The organism is Streptomyces sp. NPDC007084 (assembly GCF_040703595.1).
GTDB lineage: Bacteria > Actinomycetota > Actinomycetes > Streptomycetales > Streptomycetaceae > Streptomyces.
This window is the reverse complement of the sequence record NZ_JBEYFY010000002.1, coordinates 38,494-63,732: the sequence shown is the minus strand read 5'-3', so window position 1 is coordinate 63,732 and position 25,239 is coordinate 38,494. Positions and strand designations below refer to the sequence as shown.

The window sequence follows — 25,239 nt, the reverse complement described above, 5'->3', positions numbered from 1 at the left end:
CCGGAGTCCGTGTGCCCTCCAGCCCGTCGCGGCCCACGCCCACCCGGCCCACCACCTGGCGGCCGACCGGGCGCCCCGGGCGCTGACATCCCCGTCCGGTGCCCCTTGAGAGAAAGAGCAGCATGCCCCGCTTCAGCGTCATCGTGCCCACCTTCGGAGTCGCCGGGCGACTGTCCCACGCACTGGACTCGGTGCTCGCCCAGTCCTTCGGCGACGTCGAGCTGATCCCGGTCTGCGACGGCCCGGGCTCGCCCGCCGCGGCGGTCGCCGCCGGGTACGCGGCCCGCGACTCCCGGGTGGCGCCGGTCCACTCGCCGCCCTCGGGCGGGCTGAGCGGGGCCCGCAACACCGGGCTCGCGGCGGCGACCGGCACGTACGTGCTCTTCCTGGACGGGGACGACGAGCTGGCGCCGGGTGCGCTCGGCGCGCTGGACGCGGCGCTGCCGGAGGGGGTGGACGTCCTCTACTTCGGGCACCAGCGGGTCCACTGGTGGGAGGGCGAGCCGAGCACTCCGCCGCTCGACAAGTCCCCCGAGATCCTCGGTGTGCACGTCCCGGCGTGGAGCGCGGCCTACCGGCGCGGCTTCCTCCTCGACCGCCAACTCGCCTTTCCCGAGGGTCATTTCACCGACGTGGGCTGGGGCGGTCTGGTGGCGGTGGCCGCCGGGCGGACGGCGGTGCTGCGCACGGTCTGCGTACGGCACCGGCTGCGCCGCCAGGGCAGCCGGCTCAACGTGCCGGGCGAGCACCACCTCGAACTCCTCGACCAGGTCGAGCGGGTCCTCACCGCGGCGGGCGAACGGCCTTTGCCGGCAGCCCCGTCGAAGGCCCTGTTCGGGGCGCTGTTCGCGCTGGTCCTGAAGACGGCGGCGCAGCCCGCACGGGTGCCGGCCCGCCACCGCCGGGCCTTCTTCCGCCGGGCGGGCCGCCTCTACCGCCGCCACCGCCCGGCCGGTTTCCGGCCGCCCGGCGGCAGCCTGGGCGTACAGCACCGGCTGCTCGCGACCGGGGCCTACGGCGCGTTCCGCGCTCTGCGCGGCGCCAACCGGGCGGCGGCCGGGGCCCTGCGGCGGGTGCCGCGCCCGCGCCTGCTGCGCACCCGGCTCTTCTACGCCGCCCAGTTGCGCCGCCCGCTGGACGAGAACCTCGCCGTGTACTGCGCGTACTGGGGGCGCGGCTACGCCTGCAACCCGGCCGCGATCCACGCCAAGGCCCGCGAACTCGCCCCGCACATCCGCTCGGTGTTCCTGGTCGAGCCGGACGCGGTGGCCGCCGTGCCGGAGGGCGTCGAGCACGCGGTGATCGGCACCCGGCGCGCCTGGGAGGTCCTCGCCCGCGCCAAGTACCTGATCAACAACGCCAACTTCGCGGACGCCGTGGTCAAGCGGCCCGGCAGCGTGCACGTCCAGACGCAGCACGGCACCCCGCTGAAGAAGATGGGCGTGGACCAGTCGACGTATCCGGTGGTGGCCGCCGCGACGGGCAGCTTCACCAAACTGCTGGCCCGGGTGGACCGCTGGGACTACAACCTCTCCTCCAACCGGCACTCCACCCAGATGTGGGAGCGGGCTTTCCCCGGTGGCTACGAGGCCCTGGAGTACGGCTATCCGCGCAACGACGTGTACTGCACGGCGACCGCCGAGGACGTGGCCCGGGCCCGCCGGCGGCTCGGGGTGCCCGAGGGCCGCACCGCCCTGCTGTACGCACCCACCCACCGCGACTACAGCACCGGCTTCGAGTCCCGGCTCGACCTGGAGGCCTTCTGCGAGGCGGTCGGCGAGCAGTTCGTGGTGCTGCTGCGCGCCCACTACTTCTACGACGAGGGCAGCGGGCGCGGCTCCGGGCGGATCATCGACGTGACCGGGCACCGCTCCTCCGAGGACGTCTGCCTGGCCGCCGACGCGCTGATCACGGACTACTCCTCGATCATGTTCGACTACGCCAACCTGGACCGCCCGGTCGTGGTGTACGCCGACGACTGGGAGGTCTACCGGGAGACCCGGGGCGTCTACTTCGACCTGCTGGAGCAGCCGCCGGGCCGGGTCGCGCGCACCCCGGGCGAGCTGGCCGCCCTCTTCACCGACGGCTCGTACGCCGACTCCGAGGCGGCGGCGCTGCGGGCCCGGTTCCGCGAGCGGTTCTGCCAGTTCGACGACGGCAGGGCCGCCGAGCGGGTGGTCCGCCGGGTGCTGCTCGGCGAACCCCCGGAGGCGATCCCGCCCGTCCTGCCGCTCGCCGAACGCGTCCCGGCTCCCGCCGCGTCCACCCTCGTAAGGAGCTGACGTGCCCCGCTTCAGCATCATCGTCCCCGTCTTCAAGGTGCAGGGCTTCCTGCGCGAGTGCCTCGACTCGGTCCTGGAGCAGTCGTACCGGGATCTGGAGGTGATCGCCGTGGACGACTGCTCGCCGGACGGCTGCGGGGCGATCCTCGACGAGTACGCGGAGCGCGACCCGCGTGTGCGGGTGCTGCACCTGCCGGAGAACGTGGGGCTCGGCCGGGCCCGCAACGCGGGCATGCCGCTGGCCGGCGGGGACTACCTGTTCTTCCTCGACAGCGACGACACGCTCACCCCGGGCGCGCTGCGCGCGGTCGCCGACCGGCTGGCGGAGACCACCGACCCGGACGTGCTGGTCTTCGACTACGCGCGCACCTACTGGTGGGGCGGCACCCGCCGGAACGTGCTGGCCCGGGTGCTCGCGGAGGCCGGCGACCAGACCTTCACGGCGTCCGAACACCCGGAGATCCTCGACCTGTTGATGGTGGTGTGGAACAAGGTCTACCGGCGGGAGTTCGTCGAGCGGGAGGGGTTCGCCTTCCCGCCCGGCTACTACGAGGACACCCCGTGGACGTTCCCGGTGATGCTCAGCGCCGGGCGGATCGCGGCGCTGGACCGGATCTGCCTCGCCTACCGGCAGCGCCGCCAGGGCAACATCCTGTCCACCACCAGCCGCAAGCACTTCGACATCCACGACCAGTACGAGCGGGTCTTCGCGTTCGTCGACGCCCGGCCGGAGCTGTCGAGCTGGCGCCCCTATCTGCACCACAAGATGGGCGAGCACTGTCTCGACATCCTCTCCAAGCCGGACCGGCTGCCGCCGGGCGACAAGGCCGAGTTCTTCCGGCTGACGGCCGCCCTGTTCCGCAAGCACCGCAGCGGTCCCGTACCGCCCGAACTGCGCGTCCTGGAGGGCGGGTTCACGCGCTACCGGCTGCGCCGGCAGGCGGGGCGGGCGGGCCGGGAGCTGAGCCGGCGCGGGCAGCGGGTGCGCGGGGCGGTCACGGCGCGGATCGAGCGCGGGCGGTCCGCGCCGCACGCGCGCCGCCCGCTGGACCCCCACCTCGCGGTGTACTCGGCGTTCTCGCACCGGGGAGTGCTGGGCGACCCCGCCGCCGTGTACGCGGCGGCGCGTGAACTGGCCCCGCACATCCGGGGGGTGTGGGTGGTCCGGGACGCGGAGCAGGCGGCGCTGCTGCCGCCGGACACCGAGCACGTGCTGCTCGACTCGGCGCGCTACCGCCAGGTCACCGCGCGGGCCACGTACTTCGTGAACAACGTCAACTGGCCCGGCGCGCTGGTGAAGCGGCCCGGCAGCGTCCACATCCACACCCATCAGGGCACCCCGCTGAAGTTCATGGCCGCGGACCTGCTGCACAAGCCGGGGGCCCGGTACGGGCTCGACGTGCCGCAGATGCTGCGCCGCGCCGACCGCTGGGACTACAGCCTGGTCGCCAACCGCCACTCCGAGCTGGTCTGGGACCGCGCCTACCCCTGCCACTTCACCTCGCTGCGCACCGGCAGCCCGCGCAACGACGTCCTCGTCCGGGCCCGCACCGAAGGCGGGAGCGAGCCGGGGGCCGGGGCCGGGGCGGAGGTGCGGGCCCGGCTCGGCGTCCCGGCCGGGAACCGGGTGGTGCTGTACGCGCCGACCCGCCGGGACTACGTGCGCGGCGGGCATGTCGACCGGCTCGACCTGGCCCGGTTCGCGGAGGATCTCGGCGCCGGTCACACCCTGGTCGTGCGGCTGCATCCCTCGCTCGCGGACGGTCCGGCGCGCGGGATGGGCCTGGCCGAACTGCACCGGCGGGGCGTGCTGGTCGACGCGACGGACGAACCGCGCGTGGAGGACCTGATGCTCGCCTCCGACGCCCTGATCACCGACTACTCGGCCCTGATGTTCGACTACGCCAACCTGGACCGGCCGATCGTGCTCCTCGCCGACGACTGGGGCGCGTACGCGGCGAGCCGGGGTGTCTACTTCGATGTCACCGCCGAGGCGCCGGGGCATGTGGCGCGCACCCAGCGGGAGTTGGCGTGGCTGTTCGCCTCGGGGTCCTGGCGGGACGCCGAGTCGGCGCGGCTGCGGGCCGGATTCCGGGCGCGCTTTTGCGAGTTCGACGACGGGCGGGCCGCCGAGCGGGTGGTGCGGACGCTGATGCTGGGCGAGCGGCCCGAGGCGCCGGTCCCGGCGGTCGCGGTTCCCGCGCAGGCGGGGCACGACGTCCTCGCGTCGTCGTGAGGGCCCCGACGGGCGCCCGCTCCCCGCGCTCCTGGGCGCGAGCCGCGCGCGGGCCGCGGTCGGCGCGCGGCTGGGTGGTGGTGATCGCCGTGCTGTTCGCCGTGCTCCAGCTCGCCAACGTCACCGGCCGGGACACCCCCGACACCAAGAACTACCTGGCCTACGCGCTGAGTCTGAGCGGTGCGGGCAAGCAGGAGGCGGCGGCCCGGACGATCGACTACGCGTGCGCGAGCAAGGCGTCCATCGCCCGCCGCAACCAGGCCGTCGACGTGGTCCGCTTCCACCGGGCGAGTCCGACGCGCCGGGTCGTCGAGGAGTGCCGGCGCGAGCAGTGGCGGGGGGTGTCCGCGCGGCTGGCGGCCGGGCAGACCACCGGGCACACCGTGCCGTTCATGCCGCCGCGCTTCATGCGGATCTTCGAGGTGCGGCCCGGCTACCCGGTGCTCCTCGTGCCGTTCATCACCGTGTTCGGGGTGACCTGGGGGCTGTGGGCGGCGGGCGTCGCCGTGACCGTGGCCGGAGGCGTCCTCGTCTTCCTCGTCCTGCGGACCCTGCGCGCCTCGACAGGCGCCGCCCTGACCGGCCAGGCCCTGTTCTACGTGCTGCCGTGCGGGACGACGGCGATGCGGCCGATGACCGAGGGCCTGATGATGACGGTCACCCTGGCGGCGCTGTGGGGCTGCGCGCTGCTCCTGGAGGGACGCGCGCGGGCCGGGACCTGGCTGGCCGGCGGCGCCCTCGCCGTCCTCTTCACGGTCAAGCACTCGCAGGCGCTCTTCCTCGGCCTGTGCCTGGCCGCCGTCTGCGCGCTGCTGATGGCGCGCCGGCGCCGGTGGGACGGGCCGCTGCGGACCCTCGGGGTGGTCGCGGGCGGCGCGGCGGTGGGCACCGTCGTGCTGGCCGGGCTGCTGCGCTACCCGTCCGAGTCGGAGAGCCTCCAGGACCTGCTGACCGGGCACTTCGCCCGCCCCGACCGCGTCCACCCGTGGCCGGAGTTCCTGCACCTGGAGACGGCGTTCTGGATCGAGTGGCTGCGCCGCCAGATGTGGGAGCCGCTGTTCCTCGCGGCCGTGGTGGCGGCCGGCTGGGGCGCGCTGCGCCGGCACCGCGTCTTCGCGCTCTTCCTGCTGGCGGTGGCGTCCACCGGGGTGCTCAACCAGGCCGGGCACCCGGACATCAACATCTGGGGCGACCGGCTGATCGTGGTGCTGTGGCTGCTCCCGGTGGTGGGCCTGCCGCTGCTCCTGGACACGCTGGTCCGTCCGGGCGTACGGGCGCTCACCGGCACGGTGCCGGGTCCGGCGCGGCGGGACACCGAGGTCGCCCGATGAGGTGATCTTGGGCTAGCGGCCCGCTCCGGGCGGGCATATACGCCAAATGCCGGAAACCGCTGAGCCCCTCTCCCCCGCCGTCCGATGAGCGCCGATGTCCTCACCCGGCGGGCGGCTGTCCGGGGCGCGACCGCGCTGCGCGGCACGAAGACCTGGCGGCCGACGCCGTACCAGCTCTTCGGCGGTCTGTTCTGGCTGGTGATGACGCTCGCCTACTGGCGGGTCCCGCTGTGCTGCGACGCGGGCCAGCACGCGGCGGTGGTCGAGCGGCTGCGGGCACATCTGCTCCATCCGCGCCACCCGATGGCGGACCTGCCGGGCGCGGGCAGCCCGTACTACTCGCCGTACGCGGTGGCGCAGGGCGCGTTCGCCCGGCTGACCGGGCTCGGCGGCTGGGCGGTGGTGCGGCTGTCCGGCCCGGTGAACCTGCTGGTGCTGCTGACCGGGATCGGCCGTTTCGCACGGATGCTGACGCCCCGTCAATGGGCGCCGGTGCTCTGCCTGTTCGCGATGGTGCTGCTCTGGGGCACCGACCGGGCCTGGTGGAGCGGCTATCTCGGGCTGATGTCGATGACCGGCAACCTCGGCTATCCGTCGACGTTCGCCATCGGACTGACGTTCTGGGCCTGGGCGTTGACGGGGACGCGGGCGGCGGGCACCACCGGCGGCCCGGTGCGCTTCGTGGGCCCGGGCGGCCTCACCGGCTGGTGGGGATACGCGGCCCTCGGTGCGCTGTACGGGCTGATCCTGCTCGTCCACCCGATCACCGCGGTCGCGGCGGCGCTCGGCGCGGTGGCGTTCATCGCCGGGTCCCAGCGCGGATGGCGGCCCGCCGTGCTGGGCCGGTGGCTGCTGACGGGCGCGGTGGCCCTGGCGGTCGCGTACGCCTGGCCGTACTTCGACGTCCTGGCGCTGACCGGGGACCGCAGCGTGGACGCCATGCACGCGCGGCTGTACGACGGGATGCCGGGGCACTTCTGGCTGGCCCTGGCCGGGCTGCCGGCCCTGTGGCTGCGGGCCCGGAGCGCCCGGCGGGCCGGCGGGCCCGGGAGCCCCGGACGGCACGGGTGGCGCGGGTGGCGCGGACGGAACGGGTGGCGCGGGTGGCGTGATCCGCTGGTGCTGCTGTTCGCGCTGGACTGCGCGGTGGTGGCGTACGGCTGGGCGAGCGGGCACTACACGTACGGCAGGATCCTCGGGCTGTCGCTCGTGCCGCTCCAGTTCGCGCTCGGGGTGGAACTGGCGGCGGCGCGGCCGTGGGGGCGGGGACGGCGGCTGCTGGGGTGGGTGGCGGCCGGCGCGGCGCTGACCGGATTCCTCGCCGTGCAGGCCGGAGCGGTCGTGCCGCGCGCGCTCGACCCGGTGGGCTTCGACCAGCCGCCGCGCTGGCCCACGTACGACTGGGCGGCCCGGCACATCCGGCCCGGCGAGGCGGTCATCACCGACGGGTACTACGCGGTCCACCTGATCGCGGGCTACGGCCCCGACCTCGCCGCGCCCGCCTGGCCGGACCCGGCCCTGGACGAGGGCGAGCGGCGCCGGCGGGTCGCGGCGGTCCGCGCCTATCTCGACCCGGCGTCGAGGCGGGCCGAACGCACCGCCGTCGCCCGCCGGTACCACGTCCGCTGGCTGCTGCTGACGCGCTGGCGGCGGGTTCCCGAGGAGGCGACGGTGGTGGCGTGGAGCCGGGAGACCGGGGAGGTGCTGGCCCGGGTCGGCACGGGGGCCGGGCCGGCGGGGGAGGGCACGAAGACCGCCGGTCCGGCGGACGGTCCCGGGGCGCGCCCCGGCCGGTAACAGCTACAGCTACAGCTACAGCTACAGCAGGATCGGCTACTCGACGACCAGCTCGACCGGGATGTTGCCGCGGGTGGCGTTGGAGTAGGGGCAGACCTGGTGGGCCTGCTCGACCAGCTTGCGGCCGGTGGCCTCGTCCACGGTGTCGGGCAGTTCGACGCGGAGCGTGACGGCCAGGGCGAAGCCCTCGCCCTGCTTGCCGATGCCGACCTCGCCGGTGACGGCGACGTCGGTGAGGTCGACCTTCGCGGCGCGGCCGACGAGGCCGAGGGCGCTCGCGAAACAGGCGGCGTAACCGGCGGCGAACAGCTGCTCGGGGTTGGTGCCCTGTCCGCTGCCGCCCATCTCCACCGGGACGGCGAGCTGGAGGTCGAGCTTGCCGTCGGAGGTCACGGCACGGCCGTCACGGCCGTGGGTGGCGGTGGCGACGGCGGTGTAGAGCGCGTCCATGGGGACCATCCCTCTCGATTCGGTTCGTTGGCGGGCCGCCGGTCCGGCGCCCCACGACCAGAATTAGAGCACACAATTCAGTTGTGCACAACTCAATGGCTCGACCGAGCTATCCTGGAGTCATGACCGCGACACCCGCGCCCAGCCCCCAGGCCCCCTTCGACGGGGACTTCCTCCGCCTCGACCAGCAGATCTGCTTCTCGCTGAACGCCGCCTCGCGCGCCTTCGGCGGGGTGTACCGGGTGATCCTCAAGGACCTCGGGCTCACCTACCCGCAGTACCTGGTGATGCTGGTGCTGTGGGAGCACGGCGAGCTGCCCGTGAAGCGGCTCGGCGAGCATCTGCGGCTCGACTCGGGGACGCTCTCGCCGCTCCTGAAGCGACTGGAGGCGGCCGGACTCGTGCTGCGCGAGCGCAGCACGCGCGACGAGCGGTCCGTGCAGGTACGGCTGACCGAGGCGGGCGGCGCCCTGCGGGAGCGCGCGCTGTCCGTGCCGCGCAGGATCGCGGCGGCTACCGGGGCGGACCTGGAGGAGATCCGAGAGCTCCGGGACCGGCTCGACCGGCTGACGGCCGCTCTCGACCGGGCGGCTCGGTCGCAGACGCCAGAGCCGGAGTAGGCCTGCGCACGTAGAGGCGCATGGTCACCCCGCGCCGGACGACCTGCTCGCGGGGGACGAACTGCTCGTCGACGACGGCGAGTTTGGCCCGCTCGGTGGGGCTGCCCGGATACCAGGCGGGCGCGGTGGCGAACGGTGCCGCGACCAGCCAGACCCGGTCGAGCCGGGCCAGCCGGCGGCGCAGTTCGGCCGCGCCCGCCTCACGCCCGTACAGGGTGCCGGAGGCCGGGGCGGGGACGCTCAGCGCGATGTCGCGGATCCCGCGGAAGCCCCTCGGATAGGCGAGGGCCGCGCGCCGGGCCAGCGAGGGCAGGAAGAGCACCGGGTCGCCCGGGCGCAGTTCGCGGTGGGCGACGGCGGAGACGGCGGCGAGGTTGTCGGGACGCCGGTCGGGGCTGCGGTCCTGGCGGAGCACCGGGAGCTGGACGGCGAAGGCGAGGGTGACGCCGAGGACACCGCTGAGCACCGCGTGCGGCAGCATCCGGGGCAGCAGGCCGGTGACGCGTTCGGCTCCGGCGGCGGCGAGCAGCGGGGCCCCGGCGAGCGCGTACAGGACGTACCGCTCGTCGTAGAGCGGCCACCAGTGCGACACCGTCAGCAGCACGAGGGGCGGTACGGCGGCGAGCGGCAGGGCTACGGCGGGGAGGGTGAGCGCGCCGCGCCGGGGCAGGCCGGGCAGGAACGCGAGGGCGGCGAGCAGGAGATAGGGCAGGACGACCAGCCGGGCCGGGCCGGTGAACAGGGTGAGCAGGCGTTCCGCGCTGCCGAGGCCGGTCCGGGACAGCCAGGCGACCTGCGCGGACTGGCCCTGGGAGACGAGCAGCAGCGGCAGCAGGGCGAGGGTCACGCCCGCGGCGGCGGTGAGCCAGCGCCGCCACACCGGGAGCGGGAGGCGCGCGAGGGCCAGCGTGCAGGCGTGGCCGAGCAGCAGGAGCAGGGCCATCTCGTGCAGCAGACAGGTGACGGCGAGCGTCGTGCCGTACGCCCACCAGGGGCCGGGCCGGGCGGCGGGCACGGCGCGCACCAGCAGCAGGGTCGCGGCGGCGGCGCCGGCCGCGACGAGCGCGTAGGACCGGCCCTCCTGGGCGAAGTGGCCGGCCATGGGCGTGACGGCGTACAGCAGGCCGGCCCACAGGCCGACGCGCGGACGGCACAGGCGGACGCCGAGCGCGGCGATCAGGCCCGCGGTCGCGGCGGCGCCGCAGACGGAGGGCAGCCGCAGGGCGATCTCGCCGGGGTGCGGGGCGAGGACGGCGTGCATGAGGAGGTAGTACAGGCCGTGCACGGCGTCCACGCTGTGCAGCAGGTGCCAGATCTGCGGCACCGAGCGCCGGGCGACCTGGAAGGTCACCGCCTCGTCGCGCCACATGCCGCCGCGGTCGAGCCCCCAGAGACCGATCACGAACATGACGAGCACGGGCAGCAGTACGGCCACCGTCCCGGGACGCCTCGCCGCCGACCACGACCGTCTGACCCACGCAAGCACCATGGGCCAGATTTTTTGCTATTAAACAACCTTTGACCGGTATTGACGGCGTATCGCCCGCGATAGCCCATCCATGCGGCTTACGATCCGGCCTTGATGAGCGCCCTCAGGAACCCCCGCCCGCCTGCCCCCGCCGACCGCCGTCCGGCTCCCGGCGTCCCCCGACCGCTCGTGCTCGGCCTCCCCCGACCACTCGTGCCCGGCGACCCCCGATCGCTCGTGCCCGGCGACCCCCGGTCGCTCGCGCTCGGCGCGGCCTGGCTCGCCACCCGCGCCCTGATGCTGTGGCTCCTCGCCCACGACCATCACCGCCTGCTCGGCCGGGGCGGGGTCTCCCGCGAGGTCGGCCATCTGTACTTCCGCTGGTACGGGGTCCTGTCGCAGGGCGCGTTCCCCGCGGGCGACCGGCTGTGGCAGTACCCGCCGGGCGCGGGGCCGGTCCTGCTGGCGCCGGCGCTGCTGCCGTGGCTGACGTACTTCACCGCGTTCGTGGTGCTCACCCTCGTCGCGGACCTGGTGATCACGGCCGCCCTCACGCGGGCGGGCCGGCGCCCGGGGCGGAGTCCGCGCGGGGCCCTGCTGTGGGTGCTGGGCCTGCCGCTGCTGCTGCACGTACCGCTGGCCCGGTACGACGTCCAGGTCACCGCGTTCGCCGTGCTGTCCCTGCTGGCGCTGGGGCGCTCCCCGCGCGTGGGCGGGGCGTTGGCGGCGGCGGGCGCGCTGGTGAAGGTGTGGCCCGCGCTGGCGCTGATCGGCACGCCCCGGGGGCGCACCACCCGGCAGACCTGGACCTCGGCGGCGGTCGCCGGCGCCGCGCTGCTCGCCCTGCTGGCCACCGCCTTCAGCAACCCGTTCGACTTCCTGCGCCAGCAGGGCGGCCGGGGCGTGCAGATCGAGTCGCTCGGCGGCACGGCGCTCGGGCTCGCGCGGCACGCGGGCTGGCCGGGCCGGGCGCGCTACCAGTACGGCGCCATGGAGTTCGTGGGCCCGTACGTCAGCTCGGTCGCGGCCCTCTCGCTGGCCCTCACCGTCGCGGCGTTCGGGGTCCTGCTGCTGTGGCGGGTGCGGGCCCGGCACTGGACGGCGGCGACCCCGTACGACGCCGCGCTCGCCGCCGTTCTGCTGTTCACGGTGACCAGCCGGGTGATCAGCCCGCAGTACATGGTGTGGCTGCTGGGCCTCGCCGCCGTCTGCCTGACCTCGCGGCACACCACCCAGCGCCCGGTCGCCGCGCTGATCGTGGCGGCGACGGCGGTCAGCACGGTGGTGTACCCGGCGCTGTACGGCGAGGTGATCCACAGCACCTGGACGGGCTGTCTGCTGATGCTCGTACGCAACGGCCTGCTGGCGACGGCGGCCGGCCTCTCACTCGTACGGCTGTGGCGCTCCGGCCTGCCCCCGGCCCCGACGGGCCGCGTCCCGCGCCGCCGCACCCGCGGCCCGCGCCGCGACCCGGCCGGTCTCCGGGCGGGGCGGTGAGCACCTTGGCCGGGCTCCGGACAGGGCGGTCGGCACCCGTGGCCGGCGTCCGCGCGGGGCGGTCAGCGTCACCAGGCGGCCTCCGGACAGGACAGTGAGCACCCCGTAACGGAGAATTGCGGCAACTCATCCGAATACGGACCGTGGACCGCGCCCATGACCGCTTCTCCGAGGACCGCTCCAGCGACCACTCCAGCGACCGCCCCGACGACCGCTCCGGCGACCGCTCCAGCGACCGCTCATCGCGCGAAGGTCAGCGTCGTCGTCATCGGCTACGACGACGCCGCCCATGTCGCCGACGCCGTGCGCTCCGCCCTCGCCCAGGGAGACGCCGTGCGCGAGGTGATCGCCGTCGACGACTGCTCGACGGACGGCAGCGCGGCCCTCCTCGACACGCTCGCCGCCGGGGAGCCGCGGCTGCGGGTGATCCACCGGGCCGTCAACAGCGGCGGCTGCGGCAGCCCGCGCAACGACGGCATCGACGCGGCCGGCGCGCCGTACGTGATGTTCCTCGACAGCGACGACGTCCTGCCGCCCGGCGCGGTCGACGCGCTGCTCGGCACCGCCGAGGCGCACGGCGTCCAGGTCACGGCCGGGCTGTGTGTGCGCCGCGAACTGCCCTCGGGCCGCGAGATCCCCTGGGAGCGCGCCCTCTACGCGGGGCCCGCCGTGCTCCCCCACCCGTCCCGGCGGCCACGTCTCGCGCACGACACGCTCTGCGTCAACAAGCTGTACCGCACCGACTTCCTGCGCGAGCACGGCATCCGCTTCCCGGTCGGCCACTACCCCTACGAGGACTGCGTGTTCACCGCGCGCGTCCTGGCCGCCGCGCCGCGCGTCGCCCTCATCCCGGACACGGTGTACGTGTGGCACGTCCGGCGCGACGCCGAGCGGCTGTCGATCTCGCTCGACCGCTCGGACATCTCCAACTGGCGGGCGCGCACCGAGGCCAACCGGGAGGCGTACGAGATCCTCCTGAACGCCGGTGAGAAGCGGCTCGCGCGGGCCGTGCGCGCCAAGTTCCTCGACCACGACCTGCGGATGTACACCCGCGAGCTGGAGCTGCGCACCGCCGGGTACCGGCGCGCCTGGTGGGACCACACGCGCGCGTATCTGTCGGCGTTCGACGCGGCCGACCTCACCCTCAACCCGAGCGCCCCCGGCCGGCTGATCGCCCGGGTGCTGCTCGCCTCGCCCGCCCCGCGCGACCTGCCCCGCCTGCGCGAGCTGGCGGCCCGCCCTGCCCGGCTGCTCCCCCCGTACGCGCGCGCCTCCGACGGCACCCCGGTCTGGTCCTCCGACCTGCCGCAGGTCACCCTGGAACACTTCCTGGAGCGCCCGGCCCATCTGCTGCCGGCCGCCGTCGACGCGGAGCTGCGGGTCCGGGCGCGGGGCACCCGGCTGCGGCTGCGCCTGCACGAGCTGTACGGCCGGATGGCGGAGGCGGGGCCGGTCGCGGTGGACGTGGTGTTCACCCGCCGGGAGGACGGCCACGAGGGCCCGCGCTCCGAGGCGCGGCTGCTGGCGGACCGGTACGGGGATCTGTGGACGGCCACGACGCCGGTGGAGCTGTCGGCGCTGGAGCCGGGCACCTGGGACCTGCGCCTGAACCTGCGCTTCCGGGACGGCACCGGCCGGGAGGTGACCGCGCACGCGGTGGGCGGCTCCGGCCTGCTGCGCCGCCGCGCCGTCCCGGACGTCCGCCACGGGGTGCGCAGCGTCCTGCTCGTGCAGCCGTACCGGACCCACGCGGGGTCGCTCGCCCTGCGTACGGCGTCGGGTTGGCGGGGAATGACCGAAGTGCTGCGCCGCAGACTCGGCCGCCTGCTTCACTGATACGCCCGCGCTCCGCGAACCGCGCCCCGCGCCCCGCGCCCCGCGAAACACGCACCACGGATTCACGAACTCCCGGACTCACCAAACTCACGGACTCACGAACTCCCGGACTCACGGACTCACGGACTCACGGACTCACGGACTCACGGACGAGGGACGGCCCACATGACCTGGCTGATCACCGGCGGCGCCGGCTACATCGGGGCGCACGTCGTACGCGCGTTGCGCGAGGCGGGCGAGCGGGCCGTGGTCTACGACGACCTGTCGACGGGGATCGCCGAGCGGGTTCCCTCCGACGTCCCGCTGGTGGTCGGCTCGACCCTGGACGGCGAACTGGTCGCCCGGACCCTCGCCGAGCACGCGGTCACCGGGGTGGTCCACCTGGCGGCGAAGAAGCAGGTCGGCGAGTCGGTGGAACGGCCCCTGCACTACTACCGGGAGAACGTCGAGGGGCTGCGCGTCCTGCTGGAGGCGGTGACCGGCGCGTCCGTGACGGCGTTCGTGTTCTCGTCCTCGGCGGCGGTGTACGGCATGCCGGACGTGGAGCTGGTGACGGAGGAGACGCCGTGCGCGCCGATGAGCCCGTACGGCGAGACGAAGCTCGCGGGCGAGTGGCTGGTCCGGGCGACGGGCCGCGCCACCGGCCTGTCGACCGCATCGCTGCGTTACTTCAACGTGGCGGGCGCGGCGAGCCCCGAACTGGCCGACGTCGGAGTCTTCAACCTCGTCCCGATGGTGTTCGAGAAACTCACGGAGAACGCGCCGCCGCGCATCTTCGGCGACGACTACCCGACGCCGGACGGCACGTGCGTGCGGGACTACATCCACGTGGTCGACCTGGCCGAGGCGCACGTCGCCGCGGCCCGCGCCCTCCAGGCCTCCCCCGGCACCGACCTGACCCTCAACATCGGCCGCGGCGAGGGGGTTTCGGTCCGCGAGATGATCGACCGCGTCAACACGATCACCGGCTACGGCCTCCCCCCGGTCACCACCCCCCGCCGCCCCGGCGACCCGGCCCGCGTCGTCGCCTCGGCCACCCGCATCGCCACGGAACTCGGCTGGAAGGCCCGCCACGACGTAACCGACATGATCACCTCGGCCTGGACAGGCTGGACCCACCGCCACCCGGGGGCGGAGCGGGGCTGAGGGCACAACAGGGCGCGCGCGGAAGGAAGTCCGGGGGCCCGCCCGGCGCAGACACGCCCGGCGGGCCCCCGTAAGCGAATAGGACGAGCCCCCCTCGAGACCCGGAACAGCGCCTTCGGCGGCGTCCCGGAGGTCACAGCGCCTTGAGCGCCGCCGCCGTCGTGCGGGCCAGGGTGGCCAGGTAGCCCTTGGGGAGTTTGGGGGCTCGGGCCACGACCGCTCGCCAGTAGAGGGGGCCGGACATCAGGTCCAGGGCCAGGTCCAGGTCGGCGCCCTCGCGGACCTCGCCGCGGGCGGTGGCCGCCGCGACGATGCCGCTCGCCACACTCTGCTGGCCCTCCCGCAGCGCCTTCTGCAACGCCTCCGCGATCTCGGGGTTGCGGGCCGCCTCCGCCTGGAGGTCGGGGATGATCTGGCCGGCCACCGGGTGGCGCAGCGCGCGTGAGGTGACCTCGTAGAGGAGGCGCAGGTCGCCCTCCAGGGAGCCGGTGTCCGGGGCGGGCAGGCCCTGGACGGCGATCGCCGACACCAGGTCGAGCACCAGGTGGCGTTTGGAGCGCCAGCGCCGGTACACCGCGGTCTTGCCGACCCCGGCGCGGCGGGCGATGCCCTCGATGGACATCCGGGCGTACCCGACGGCCGCGAGTTCCTCGAAGACGGCGGCTCGGATCGCTTCGGTCACATCCTCCCTCAGGACGGCCGCACCGGCGGGCGCCCGGCGACGCGGGGCCTTCCCGTCGGCAGGCGCGGGCGTGGCGGCACTCGCGGCTGTGTCGGCGTTCGTGGTCATACGGACCAGCATAGGCCGTGACGACGAAACGGTTGCGTTCCGACGTAGAGAGCCCTACGCTCACGTTGCGACGATACGATCCCGTCCCGACGTAAGAGAACGGCAAAGAGCGGTCCTCGAATCGGTCAGGCCGGCGCACCCGCACCCCCACCCCCCGAGCGAAAGCAACGGATGTGAGCCAGGTCCTCCACACCCCGCCCGTGACGACGGCGCCGGTCTCCCCCGCCGACGAAGCCGCGGCCCTCGCCGCCCGGTACGGCCTCAACGTCAGCGGCGCCCGCCCGAGCCTGTCCGAGTACGTCCGCCAGCTGTGGGCCCGGCGCCACTTCATCACCGCGTTCGCCACGGCCAAGCTCACCTCGCAGTACAGCCAGGCCAAGCTCGGCCAGGTGTGGCAGGTGATGACCCCGTTGCTGAACGCGGCGGTCTACTACTTCATCTTCGGCATCCTGCTCGGCACCAAGCACGGCGTCCCGGACTACATCCCGTTCCTGGTCACCGGCGTCTTCGTCTGGACCTTCACACAGAGTTCGATCATGGCGGGCACCCGGGCGATCTCCGGCAGCCTCGGCCTGGTCCGCGCCCTGCACTTCCCGCGTGCCGCGCTGCCGGTCTCGTACGCCCTCCAGCAGCTCCAGCAGTTGCTGTTCTCGATGGCCGCGCTCGTGGTCATCCTGCTCTGCTTCGGGGTGCCGGTCAGCGCCTCCTGGCTGCTCACCGTGCCCGTGCTGGTGCTCCAGTTCACCTTCAACGCGGGCGTCGCGATGGTCATGGCCCGGATGGGCGCCCGTACCCCGGACATCGCCCAGCTCATGCCGTTCCTGCTGCGCACCTGGATGTACGTCTCCGGTGTCATGTGGAGCATCGACAAGGTGCTCAGCCACGACGACCTGCCGCACTGGGCGATGATCCTGCTGCAGAACAACCCGGCGGCGGTCTACATCGACCTGATGCGCTTCTCGCTGATCGACAGCTTCCACTCCCACCAACTGCCGCACCACGTCTGGGCCTTGGCGGTCGGCTGGGCGCTCGTCGCCGGCGTCGGCGGGTTCATCTACTTCTGGAAGGCCGAGGAGACCTACGGCCGTGGCTGACACCATCACGCAGGACACGCAGGACACGCAGGGGATTCAGGGGGCACAGGGGATGCAGGAGACACAGGGGATGCGGGGCGGCGCTCAGGGTGGGCCGGGTACGCGGGCCGAACCGGAGGACGCCCGGCCGCGAGGCGCCTGGCCCGAGGACACCCGGCCGCGAGGCGCCTGGCCCGAGGACACCGGGCCGCAGGACGCCCGACCGCAGGACGCCCGGCCGCGAGGCACCGGGGGTCCGGCGGGCGGGGGCTCCGAGCGCGTCCCCACCGTCATCGCCGAGGGCGTCGACATCGTCTACCGCGTCAACGGCACCGGCGCCGGACGCGGCAGCGCCACCGCCGCCCTCAACCGCATCCTGCGCCGCAAGCAGACCGAGAAGGCGGCCGGCGTCCGCAAGGTGCACGCCGTCAAGTCGGTCTCCTTCACCGCCTACCGGGGTGAGGCCATCGGCCTGATCGGCACCAACGGCTCGGGCAAGTCCACGCTGCTCAAGGCGGTCGCGGGCCTGCTCCCGGTGGAGACCGGCAAGATCTACACGGACGGCCAGCCCTCCCTGCTCGGCGTCAACGCGGCCCTGATGAACGACCTGACCGGTGAGCGGAACGTCTACCTCGGCGGCCTCGCGATGGGCATGTCCCGCGAGCAGGTCAAGGAGCGCTACCAGGAGATCGTCGACTTCTCGGGGATCAACGAGAAGGGCGACTTCATCACCCTGCCGATGCGGACCTACTCCTCCGGCATGGCGGCCCGGCTGCGCTTCTCCATCGCGGCGGCCAAGGACCACGACGTCCTGATGATCGACGAGGCGCTCGCCACCGGTGACCGCTCCTTCCAGAAGCGCTCCGAGGCCCGTATCCGGGAGCTGCGCAAGAGCGCGGGCACGGTCTTCCTGGTCAGCCACAACAACAAGTCGATCCGCGACACCTGCGACCGCGTGCTGTGGCTGGAGCGCGGCGAACTGCGCATGGACGGCCCCACCGAGGACGTCCTCAAGGAATACGAGAAGTTCACGGGCAAGTGACCCGTTCCGCCCAGGACCCCGCCGGAACTCTCCGGCGGGGTCCTGCGTCTGCAAAGGAAACGTCAACTCCGGTCGGCGTTAGGAATCTTGGCGCCAATCGGTGTGTTGTTGTGATGTGCAGGACACCCCGCCGGAGTGTGCAGCGTTGTACAACGTAAGCTGTACCGGTGCTGAATCGCGCCAAGTGGGGCGATAATGCGCGACACCCGGCAGCGTCGCGCCGCGCGGATCTCCGGGCGGCGTGTCCGAAATGGGCAGGGTTGGGTCGGCAGTGTAGAACGGGAGATGTGACGGCAATGGCTACGGTGACTCTCCAGCTCCGCGACGCGTGTGCCGTCCCCGCGCCGGGCGGCCAGCGGTGACCGAAGCCGGTACGGCCCGACCCGGTGATCCGGGGCGCGGCACCCTGGACAAAGCCGCGGACGAGAACTTTCCCGTGGCCCCCTTCTTCCTGCCCAAGGCCTGGCGCGACGACCTGATGGCCGTCTACGGCTTCGCCCGCCTCGTCGACGACATCGGAGACGGCGACCTCGCCCCCGGCGGCGCCGACGCCCGCCTCCTCGGCGTACCGGCCACCGACGCCGAGGACAGGGCGGTCCTGCTGGACGCCCTGGAAGCCGATCTCCACCGGGTCTTCGACTCGACGCCCGCCCACCCCCTGATGCTCCGTCTGCAGCCCACCGTCCGCCGCGCCGGCCTTACCCCCGAGCCCTTCCTCGGACTGATCGCGGCCAACCGTCAGGACCAGCTTGTCAAGCGGTACGAGACCTACGACGACCTGCTCGCCTACTGCGAGCTGTCCGCGAACCCCGTCGGCCGGCTGGTCCTCTCCGTGACCGGGACCTCCACCCCCGAGCGGGTCCGCCACTCCGACGCGGTGTGCACGGCACTGCAGATCGTCGAGCACCTCCAGGACGTCGCCGAGGACCTCGGCCGCGACCGTGTCTATCTCCCCGCCGTGGACATGAAGCGCTTTCATGTCACCGAAGCGGATCTCGCCGCCCCCACAGCAGGCGCATCGGTGCGAGCACTGGTTGCATACGAAGCAGAACGCGCCTTGAACCTCCTGAATGAAGGCACCCCCCTCGTGGGTAGCGTCCACGGCAGGCTGAAGCTGCTGCTCGCGGGGTTCGTCGCGGGGGGGAAGGCGGCGATCGACGCGATCGTCGCCGCCGAATACGACGTACTGACAGGCCCGCCCAAGCCCGGCAAGCTCCAGTTGCTGCGCGAGGTGGGAGTGACTCTGCGAGGAAAGGGGTGATCCGGACCGTGGAGTCGGAACAGCACGTGTCCGCACCGGTACTCGCCGCGTACAGCTACTGCGAGGCAGTGACCGGCCAGCAGGCCCGCAATTTCGCGTACGGCATCAGGCTGCTGCCTACGGCCAAGCGCCGTGCGATGTCGGCGCTCTACGCGTTCTCCCGGCGTGTCGACGACATCGGCGACGGCACGCTGGCACCGGACGTGAAGGCGGCACGCCTGGAGGAGACGCGGGCCCTGCTCGCCCGCGTCCGCGCGGGCGCCGTCGACGAGGACGACACCGACCCGGTCGCGGTCGCCCTCACGCACACCGCCGAGTACTTCCCGGTCCCTCTCGGGGGCCTGGACGAACTCATCGACGGCGTGCTCATGGACGTACGCGGCGAGACCTACGAGACGTGGGACGACCTGAAGGTCTACTGCCGGTGCGTGGCCGGGGCGATCGGGCGGCTCTCGCTCGGCGTCTTCGGCACCGAACCGGGGGCGCGCGGCGCCGAGCGCGCGCCGGAGTACGCCGACACGCTCGGGCTCGCGCTCCAGCTCACAAACATCCTGCGGGACGTCCGGGAGGACGCCGAGGGCGGCCGTACCTATCTGCCCGCCGACGACCTGGCGAAGTTCGGCTGCTCGGCCGGGTTCGACGGCCCGACCCCGCCGCCCGGCTCGGACTTCGCCGGCCTCGTGCACTTCGAGGTCCGCCGGGCACGCGCCCTGTTCGCCGAGGGCTACCGGCTGCTGCCCATGCTCGACCGGCGCAGCGGCGCCTGTGTCGCGGCCATGGCCGGCATCTACCGGCGGCTCCTCGACCGCATCGAGCGCGACCCCGAGGCCGTACTGCGCGGCCGGGTCTCGCTGCCCGGACGCGAGAAGGCGTTCGTCGCCGTACGCGGTCTGTCCGGACTCGACGCCCGCCACGTCTCCCGCCGCACCGTCCGGAGGCGCGCCTGATGGACAATATGGGCCAAGGCGACACGGCCGGTGAAAAACGGCAGGCAACCCTCCGGACCCCGTCCGCGTCCCTGACTGCGACGGCCCGCCGTGCGTGGTTCGATCACCACGGCGCGGCCCCAGGGGAGGGTGCACGATGAGCGAGGTCCAGGAGTCCGCGGGCGACTCCGCCCGGTCCGCCGTGGTGATCGGCGGCGGACTCGCCGGGATCACCGCGGCGCTCGCGCTCGCCGACGCCGGGCTGCGCGTCACCCTGCTCGAAGGCCGGCCCCGGCTCGGCGGTCTCGCGTTCTCCTTCCAGCGCGGCGACCTCACCGTCGACAACGGCCAGCACGTCTATCTGCGCTGCTGCACCGCCTACCGCTGGTTCCTCGACCGCATCGACGCCGCCTCGCTCGCGCCCTTGCAGGATCGTCTCGACGTGCCCGTTCTCGACGCGGAGGCACCCGTCGGGCGGCGCCTCGGACGCATCGGCCGCAGCGCGCTGCCCGTACCCCTGCATCTCGCGCGCAGCCTCGCGACCTACCCGCACCTCTCGCTCGCCGAGCGCGCCAAGGTCGGCCGCGCCGCCCTCGCCCTCAAAGGCCTGGACCTCACCGATCCGGCGCTCGACGCGCAGAGCTTCGGCGACTGGCTCGCCCGGCACGGCCAGTCACGACGGGCCGTCGAGGCACTGTGGGACCTCGTGGGGGTCGCCACCCTCAACGCGGTGGCGGGCGACTGCTCGCTCGCCCTCGCCGCGATGGTGTTCAAGACGGGTCTGCTGTCCGACCCGGGCGCGGCCGACATCGGCTGGGCACGCGTCCCGCTGGGCGAACTGCACGACACCCTGGCCCGCAAGGCGCTCGACTCCGCGGGCGTACGCACCGAGATCCGTACACGCGTCACCTCCGTCTCCCCTTACGGGAACGGGCGGTGGAGTGTTCAGGTTCCCGGCGAGCGCATCGACGCCGACGCCGTCGTGCTCGCCGTACCCCAGCGCGAGGCCCACGATCTGCTCCCCGAGGGCGCGCTCGACGCCCCCGAACGGCTCCTGGACATCGGCACCGCGCCGATCCTCAACGTCCACGTCGTCTACGACCGCCCCGTCCTGACCGCGCCCTTCTTCGCCGCGCTCGGCTCCCCGGTGCAGTGGGTCTTCGACCGCACCGAGGCCTCCGGGCTGCGTGAGGGCCAGTACCTCGCGCTGTCGCAGTCGGCGGCGCGGGACGAGATCGACGAGCCGGTCTCCGCCCTGCGGGAGCGGTACCTCCCGGAGCTGGAGCGGCTGCTGCCCGGGACGCGCGGCGCCGGGGTGAAGGACTTCTTCGTGACCCGGGAGCGCACCGCGACGTTCGCCCCCGGCCCGGGCGTCGGGCGGCTGCGCCCGGGAGCCCGGACCAAGGCCCCCGGCCTGTACCTGGCCGGAGCGTGGACCGCCACCGGGTGGCCCGCGACCATGGAGAGTGCGGTCCGCAGCGGCGTCGGCGCGGCGGACGCCGCGCTGGGCGCGCTGGGACGGTCCCGCGATCATCTCCTCGGACTCTTCGAGGAGGCGGCATGACGCTCGAACAGAGCACGACAGGCCCCCGCACCCCCGGTTTCGCAACAAAAGGAGAGACTGTGCCCACTGTGCCCCCGGCCGAAACGGCTGCCGACGCGGTGGACGTGACCGCGCTCCTGGAGCGCGGCCGGACCCTGTCCACCCCGGTGCTGAAGGCCGCCGTCGACCGGCTGGCCGCGCCCATGGACACCGTCGCCGCCTACCACTTCGGCTGGATCGACGCCGAGGGCAACCCCGCGGACGGCGACGGCGGCAAGGCCGTCCGGCCCGCGCTCGCCGTGCTCTCCGCCCAGGCCGCCGGCGCCGAGCCCGAGGTCGGCGTCCCCGGCGCGGTCGCTGTCGAGCTGGTGCACAACTTCTCGCTGCTGCACGACGACCTGATGGACGGCGACGAACAGCGCCGGCACCGCGACACCGTCTGGAAGGTGCACGGCCCCGCCCAGGCGATCCTGGTCGGCGACGCCCTGTTCGCGCTGGCCAACGAGGTGCTCCTCGAACTCGGCAGCGTCGAGGCCGGCCGCGCCGCCCGCCGTCTGACCACCGCCACCCGGGCCCTCATCGACGGCCAGGCCCAGGACATCTCCTACGAGCACCGCGACCGCGTGAGCGTCGAGGAGTGCCTGGAGATGGAGGGCAACAAGACCGGCGCCCTGCTCGCCTGCGCCTGCTCCATCGGCGCGGTCCTCGGCGGCGCCGACGACCTCACCGCCGACACCCTGGAGCGCTACGGCTACCACCTCGGCCTCGCCTTCCAGGCCGTCGACGACCTCCTCGGCATCTGGGGCGACCCGGAGTCGACCGGAAAGCAGACCTGGAGCGACCTGCGCCAGCGCAAGAAGTCCCTGCCGGTCGTCGCCGCGCTCGCCGCGGGCGGCCCCGCCTCCGAGCGGCTCGGCGCCCTGCTCGCCGAGGACGCCAAGGCCAGCGACTTCGAGAACTTCTCCGAGGAGGAGTTCGCCGCGCGCGCCGCGCTCATCGAGGAGGCGGGCGGCCGGGACTGGACCGCCCAGGAAGCGCGCAGGCAGCACGCGATCGCCATCGAGGCGCTGGACGCCGTACCGATGCCCGACCGCGTGCGGGCCGAGCTGGTGGCACTCGCCGACTTCGTCGTCGTACGAAAGAGATGATCACTATCGGTCGAATACACCTCGCGTAGTCGCCGGCCGGTGCCTCCCGGGCCTCGAACCCCGTTCGAGCACGGACCACCATCGCATCGCACGCACCGGCCGACGGCGGACCCACAGCAGAGTCGTACCACTGCACGAAGGGGAAGCCATGACAGCGACGACCGACGGAAGCACCGGGGCACTTCCTCCCCGCGCTGCCTCGGCCAGCGATATCCAGCACGACACTCCCGCGGCGGCCGGGACGGTCGAGACCCGAGACGCCGCCACGCGCGCCATGGCACGCGCCACGGACTTCCTGCTCTCGCTGCAGGACGACCAGGGCTGGTGGAAGGGCGACCTGGAGACGAACGTCACCATGGACGCCGAGGATCTCCTGCTCCGCCAGTTCCTGGGCATCCGCGACGAGGCGACCACCCGTGGCGCGGCCCTGTTCATCCGCGGCGAGCAGCGCGAGGACGGCACCTGGGCCTCGTTCTACGGCGGCCCGGGCGAACTCTCCACGACGATCGAGGCGTACGTCGCCCTGCGGCTGGCCGGGGACGCCCCGGACGCGCCGCACATGGCGCGCGCGTCCGCGTGGATCCGTGAGCGCGGGGGCATCGCCTCGGCCCGGGTCTTCACCCGGATCTGGCTCGCCCTCTTCGGCTGGTGGAAGTGGGACGACCTGCCCGAACTCCCGCCGGAACTCATCTACTTCCCCAAGTGGATGCCGCTGAACATCTACGACTTCGGCTGCTGGGCGCGGCAGACGATCGTGCCGCTCACCATCGTGTCGGCGAAGCGGCCGGTCCGGCCCGCCCCGTTCCCGCTCGACGAACTGCACACCGACCCCACTAACCCCAATCCGCCCAAGCCCCTTGCGCGGGTGGCCAGTTGGGACGGGATGTTCCAGCGTCTGGACAAGGCCCTGCACCAGTACCGCAGAGTCGCGCCGCGCGCCCTGCGCAGAGCGGCGATGAACACGGCGGGACGCTGGATCGTCGAGCGGCAGGAGAACGACGGCTGCTGGGGCGGCATCCAGCCGCCCGCCGTCTACTCGGTCATCGCCCTGCACCTGCTCGGCTACGACCTCGAACACCCGGTGATGCGTGCCGGGTTGGCCTCCCTCGACCGGTTCGCCGTCTGGCGCGAGGACGGCTCCCGGATGGTCGAGGCCTGCCAGTCCCCGGTGTGGGACACCTGCCTCGCGACCATCGCGCTCGCCGACGCGGGCGTGCCCGCCGACCACCCGCAGCTCGTCAAGGCCGTGGACTGGATGCTCGGCGAGGAGATCGTCCGGCCCGGCGACTGGTCGGTCAAACGGCCCCAGCTCCCGCCGGGCGGCTGGGCGTTCGAGTTCCACAACGACAACTACCCGGACATCGACGACACCGCGGAGGTCGTCCTCGCGCTGCGCCGCGTCCGCCACCACGACCCGGACCGCGTCGAGAACGCCATCGGACGTGGGGTCCGCTGGAACCTCGGCATGCAGTCCAAGGACGGCGGCTGGGGCGCCTTCGACGTCGACAACACCAGCCCGTTCCCCAACCGGCTGCCGTTCTGCGACTTCGGCGAGGTGATCGACCCGCCCTCCGCGGACGTCACCGCGCACGTCGTGGAGATGCTGGCCGTCGAGGGCCTCTCGCACGACCCGCGCACCCGGCGGGGCATCGAGTGGCTGCTCGCCAACCAGGAGACCGACGGCTCCTGGTTCGGCCGCTGGGGCGTCAACTACGTCTACGGCACGGGGTCGGTGGTCCCCGCGCTGGTGGCCGCGGGGCTGCCCGCCTCGCACCCCGCGATCCGGCGGGCCGTGGCCTGGCTGGAGAACGTGCAGAACGAGGACGGCGGCTGGGGCGAGGACCTGCGCTCCTACCGCGACGTCGCCGGGTGGAGCGGACGCGGCGCCTCCACCGCCTCCCAGACCGGCTGGGCGCTGCTCGCCCTGCTGGCGGCGGGGGAGAGCGAGTCCAAGGCCGTCGAGCGCGGCGTCGGCTGGCTCGCCGAGACCCAGTTGCCCGACGGCTCCTGGGACGAGCCCTACTTCACGGGGACCGGCTTCCCGTGGGACTTCTCGATCAACTACCACCTCTACCGGCAGGTCTTCCCGCTCACCGCGCTGGGCCGCTACGTCAACGGCGAGCCCTTCTCCGTGGCGAAGGGAGCCTGATGACCGGTGATCCCGCCCCGGCCCCGCTGCTGATCGCCTGCGCGCTCGGCATCGAGCACCTCGCGCTGCGCAGCGGCGACCGGAGCGGCGCCGGCGGACCCGTCACCGTGCTGCGCACGGGGATGGGCCCCAGGGCCGCCGAGCGGTCCGTCACCCGGGTCCTCGGCGACCCGGCCCTGAGTACGGCGGCCGTACTGGCCACCGGGTTCTGCGCGGGGCTCGCCCCGGGCATGCACCCCGGTGACCTGGTCGTCGCCGAGGAGACCCGCGACCCGGCCGGCACCACGCCGTGCCTGGGGACCGACCTCCTCGTCAAGGAACTGGTGCGGGCCCTGCCCGGCCGCACCGTGCACAGGGGGCCGCTCACCGGCTCCGATCACGTCGTCCGAGGTCACGAGCGGTCCGACCTGCTCGCGACCGGAGCGATCGCCGTGGACATGGAGTCCGCGGCCACGCTGCTCGCCGCGGTCCGCACGGGCACCCGCCCGGTTGCGGCCGTACGGGTGGTCGTGGACGCTCCAGAACATGAACTCGTCCGTATCGGCACGGTCCGCGGTGGAATATCGGCTTTCCGTGTTCTTCGTGCCGTGCTCCCCGCTTTCTTTGAATGGCACCGTTCTTTGTTGCTCCCTCGGAGGTGAGCC

The 25,239-nt window shown here is 73.5% G+C and carries 20 protein-coding genes; 17 read left to right on the top strand and 3 right to left on the bottom strand.

Translation table 11 applies throughout. From position 1 onward, the window contains the following. Positions 1 to 122 precede the first annotated feature (122 nt). From AB0912_RS02215 to AB0912_RS02200, 4 genes are all read left to right on the top strand, one after another. Positions 123 to 2,282, top strand: a complete 2,160-nt coding sequence (locus tag AB0912_RS02215; protein ID WP_366695821.1) for a bifunctional glycosyltransferase family 2 protein/CDP-glycerol:glycerophosphate glycerophosphotransferase — start codon at positions 123 to 125, stop codon at positions 2,280 to 2,282. A 1-nt stretch (position 2,283) separates the two neighbouring features. Beyond that, complete coding sequence (locus tag AB0912_RS02210) at positions 2,284 to 4,518, top strand: CDP-glycerol glycerophosphotransferase family protein (RefSeq protein WP_366695819.1); 2,235 nt, start codon at positions 2,284 to 2,286, stop codon at positions 4,516 to 4,518. Positions 4,519 to 4,592: 74 nt separating this feature from the next. Further along, positions 4,593 to 5,849 (top strand): hypothetical protein, encoded by a 1,257-nt coding sequence (locus AB0912_RS02205; RefSeq protein ID WP_366696267.1) that lies wholly within the window; start codon positions 4,593 to 4,595, stop codon positions 5,847 to 5,849. An 84-nt stretch (positions 5,850 to 5,933) separates the two neighbouring features. Next, the gene (locus tag AB0912_RS02200) at positions 5,934 to 7,646 is read left to right on the top strand and encodes a hypothetical protein (protein ID WP_366695817.1); all 1,713 of its coding nucleotides are present in this window, start codon (positions 5,934 to 5,936) and stop codon (positions 7,644 to 7,646) included. 36 nt (positions 7,647 to 7,682) lie between these two features. Here the strand turns inward: AB0912_RS02200 and AB0912_RS02195 are convergent, their stop codons facing one another. Next, entirely contained in the window at positions 7,683 to 8,096 is a 414-nt protein-coding gene (locus tag AB0912_RS02195) for an organic hydroperoxide resistance protein (RefSeq protein WP_366695815.1), read from the bottom strand. Positions 8,097 to 8,218: 122 nt separating this feature from the next. Here AB0912_RS02195 and AB0912_RS02190 point away from each other — a divergent pair, with 122 nt between their 5' ends. Beyond that, positions 8,219 to 8,716 (top strand): MarR family transcriptional regulator, encoded by a 498-nt coding sequence (locus AB0912_RS02190; RefSeq protein WP_366695813.1) that lies wholly within the window; start codon positions 8,219 to 8,221, stop codon positions 8,714 to 8,716. Here the strand turns inward: AB0912_RS02190 and AB0912_RS02185 are convergent. Next, positions 8,610 to 10,205 (bottom strand): glycosyltransferase family 39 protein, encoded by a 1,596-nt coding sequence (locus tag AB0912_RS02185; RefSeq protein WP_366695811.1) that lies wholly within the window; start codon positions 10,203 to 10,205, stop codon positions 8,610 to 8,612. The genes AB0912_RS02190 and AB0912_RS02185 overlap by 107 nt on opposite strands. Positions 10,206 to 10,481: 276 nt before the next feature. On the opposite strand from AB0912_RS02185, the gene AB0912_RS02180 reads away from it, so the two are divergent. The 3 genes from AB0912_RS02180 to galE all read left to right on the top strand — a co-directional run bounded on the left by AB0912_RS02180 (position 10,482) and on the right by galE (position 14,663). After that, the gene (locus tag AB0912_RS02180; RefSeq protein WP_366696266.1) at positions 10,482 to 11,681 is read left to right on the top strand and encodes a glycosyltransferase 87 family protein; all 1,200 of its coding nucleotides are present in this window, start codon (positions 10,482 to 10,484) and stop codon (positions 11,679 to 11,681) included. Between the two features lie 156 nt (positions 11,682 to 11,837). Further along, the gene (locus tag AB0912_RS02175; protein WP_366695809.1) at positions 11,838 to 13,517 is read left to right on the top strand and encodes a glycosyltransferase family 2 protein; all 1,680 of its coding nucleotides are present in this window, start codon (positions 11,838 to 11,840) and stop codon (positions 13,515 to 13,517) included. A 165-nt stretch (positions 13,518 to 13,682) separates the two neighbouring features. Continuing rightward, on the top strand, positions 13,683 to 14,663 hold the full coding sequence (gene galE, locus AB0912_RS02170; RefSeq protein ID WP_366695807.1) for a UDP-glucose 4-epimerase GalE: 981 nt from the start codon (positions 13,683 to 13,685) through the stop codon (positions 14,661 to 14,663). 133 nt (positions 14,664 to 14,796) lie between these two features. Here the strand turns inward: galE and AB0912_RS02165 are convergent, their stop codons facing one another. Continuing rightward, entirely contained in the window at positions 14,797 to 15,465 is a 669-nt protein-coding gene (locus AB0912_RS02165; protein WP_366695805.1) for a TetR/AcrR family transcriptional regulator, read from the bottom strand. A 161-nt stretch (positions 15,466 to 15,626) separates the two neighbouring features. Here AB0912_RS02165 and AB0912_RS02160 point away from each other — a divergent pair, with 161 nt between their 5' ends. The 9 genes from AB0912_RS02160 (at position 15,627) to AB0912_RS02120 (ending at position 25,236) form a co-directional block, all read left to right on the top strand. Then, positions 15,627 to 16,547, top strand: a complete 921-nt coding sequence (locus AB0912_RS02160; RefSeq protein WP_366695803.1) for an ABC transporter permease — start codon at positions 15,627 to 15,629, stop codon at positions 16,545 to 16,547. Positions 16,548 to 16,818: 271 nt separating this feature from the next. Next, positions 16,819 to 17,568 (top strand): ABC transporter ATP-binding protein, encoded by a 750-nt coding sequence (locus tag AB0912_RS02155; RefSeq protein ID WP_366696265.1) that lies wholly within the window; start codon positions 16,819 to 16,821, stop codon positions 17,566 to 17,568. 358 nt (positions 17,569 to 17,926) lie between these two features. After that, the gene (gene hpnC / locus AB0912_RS02150) at positions 17,927 to 18,829 is read left to right on the top strand and encodes a squalene synthase HpnC (protein ID WP_366695801.1); all 903 of its coding nucleotides are present in this window, start codon (positions 17,927 to 17,929) and stop codon (positions 18,827 to 18,829) included. Further along, positions 18,826 to 19,776: a presqualene diphosphate synthase HpnD gene (hpnD, locus tag AB0912_RS02145; protein WP_366695799.1), complete on the top strand. Its 951-nt coding sequence runs from the start codon at positions 18,826 to 18,828 to the stop codon at positions 19,774 to 19,776. Before hpnC ends, hpnD begins: the two co-directional genes overlap by 4 nt. After that, positions 19,776 to 19,916, top strand: coding sequence for a DUF6380 family protein (locus AB0912_RS02140; RefSeq protein ID WP_366695797.1), 141 nt, complete (start codon positions 19,776 to 19,778; stop codon positions 19,914 to 19,916). The genes hpnD and AB0912_RS02140 overlap by 1 nt, the downstream gene beginning before the upstream one ends. Continuing rightward, complete coding sequence (gene hpnE, locus AB0912_RS02135; RefSeq protein WP_366695795.1) at positions 19,913 to 21,319, top strand: hydroxysqualene dehydroxylase HpnE; 1,407 nt, start codon at positions 19,913 to 19,915, stop codon at positions 21,317 to 21,319. Before AB0912_RS02140 ends, hpnE begins: the two co-directional genes overlap by 4 nt. Beyond that, positions 21,316 to 22,446 (top strand): polyprenyl synthetase family protein, encoded by a 1,131-nt coding sequence (locus tag AB0912_RS02130; RefSeq protein ID WP_366695793.1) that lies wholly within the window; start codon positions 21,316 to 21,318, stop codon positions 22,444 to 22,446. The genes hpnE and AB0912_RS02130 overlap by 4 nt, the downstream gene beginning before the upstream one ends. A 148-nt stretch (positions 22,447 to 22,594) precedes the next feature. Next, positions 22,595 to 24,595: a squalene--hopene cyclase gene (gene shc, locus AB0912_RS02125; protein ID WP_366695791.1), complete on the top strand. Its 2,001-nt coding sequence runs from the start codon at positions 22,595 to 22,597 to the stop codon at positions 24,593 to 24,595. Further along, the gene (locus AB0912_RS02120; protein WP_366695789.1) at positions 24,595 to 25,236 is read left to right on the top strand and encodes a 1-hydroxy-2-methyl-2-butenyl 4-diphosphate reductase; all 642 of its coding nucleotides are present in this window, start codon (positions 24,595 to 24,597) and stop codon (positions 25,234 to 25,236) included. The genes shc and AB0912_RS02120 overlap by 1 nt, the downstream gene beginning before the upstream one ends. The last annotated feature ends 3 nt before the right edge of the window (positions 25,237 to 25,239 follow it).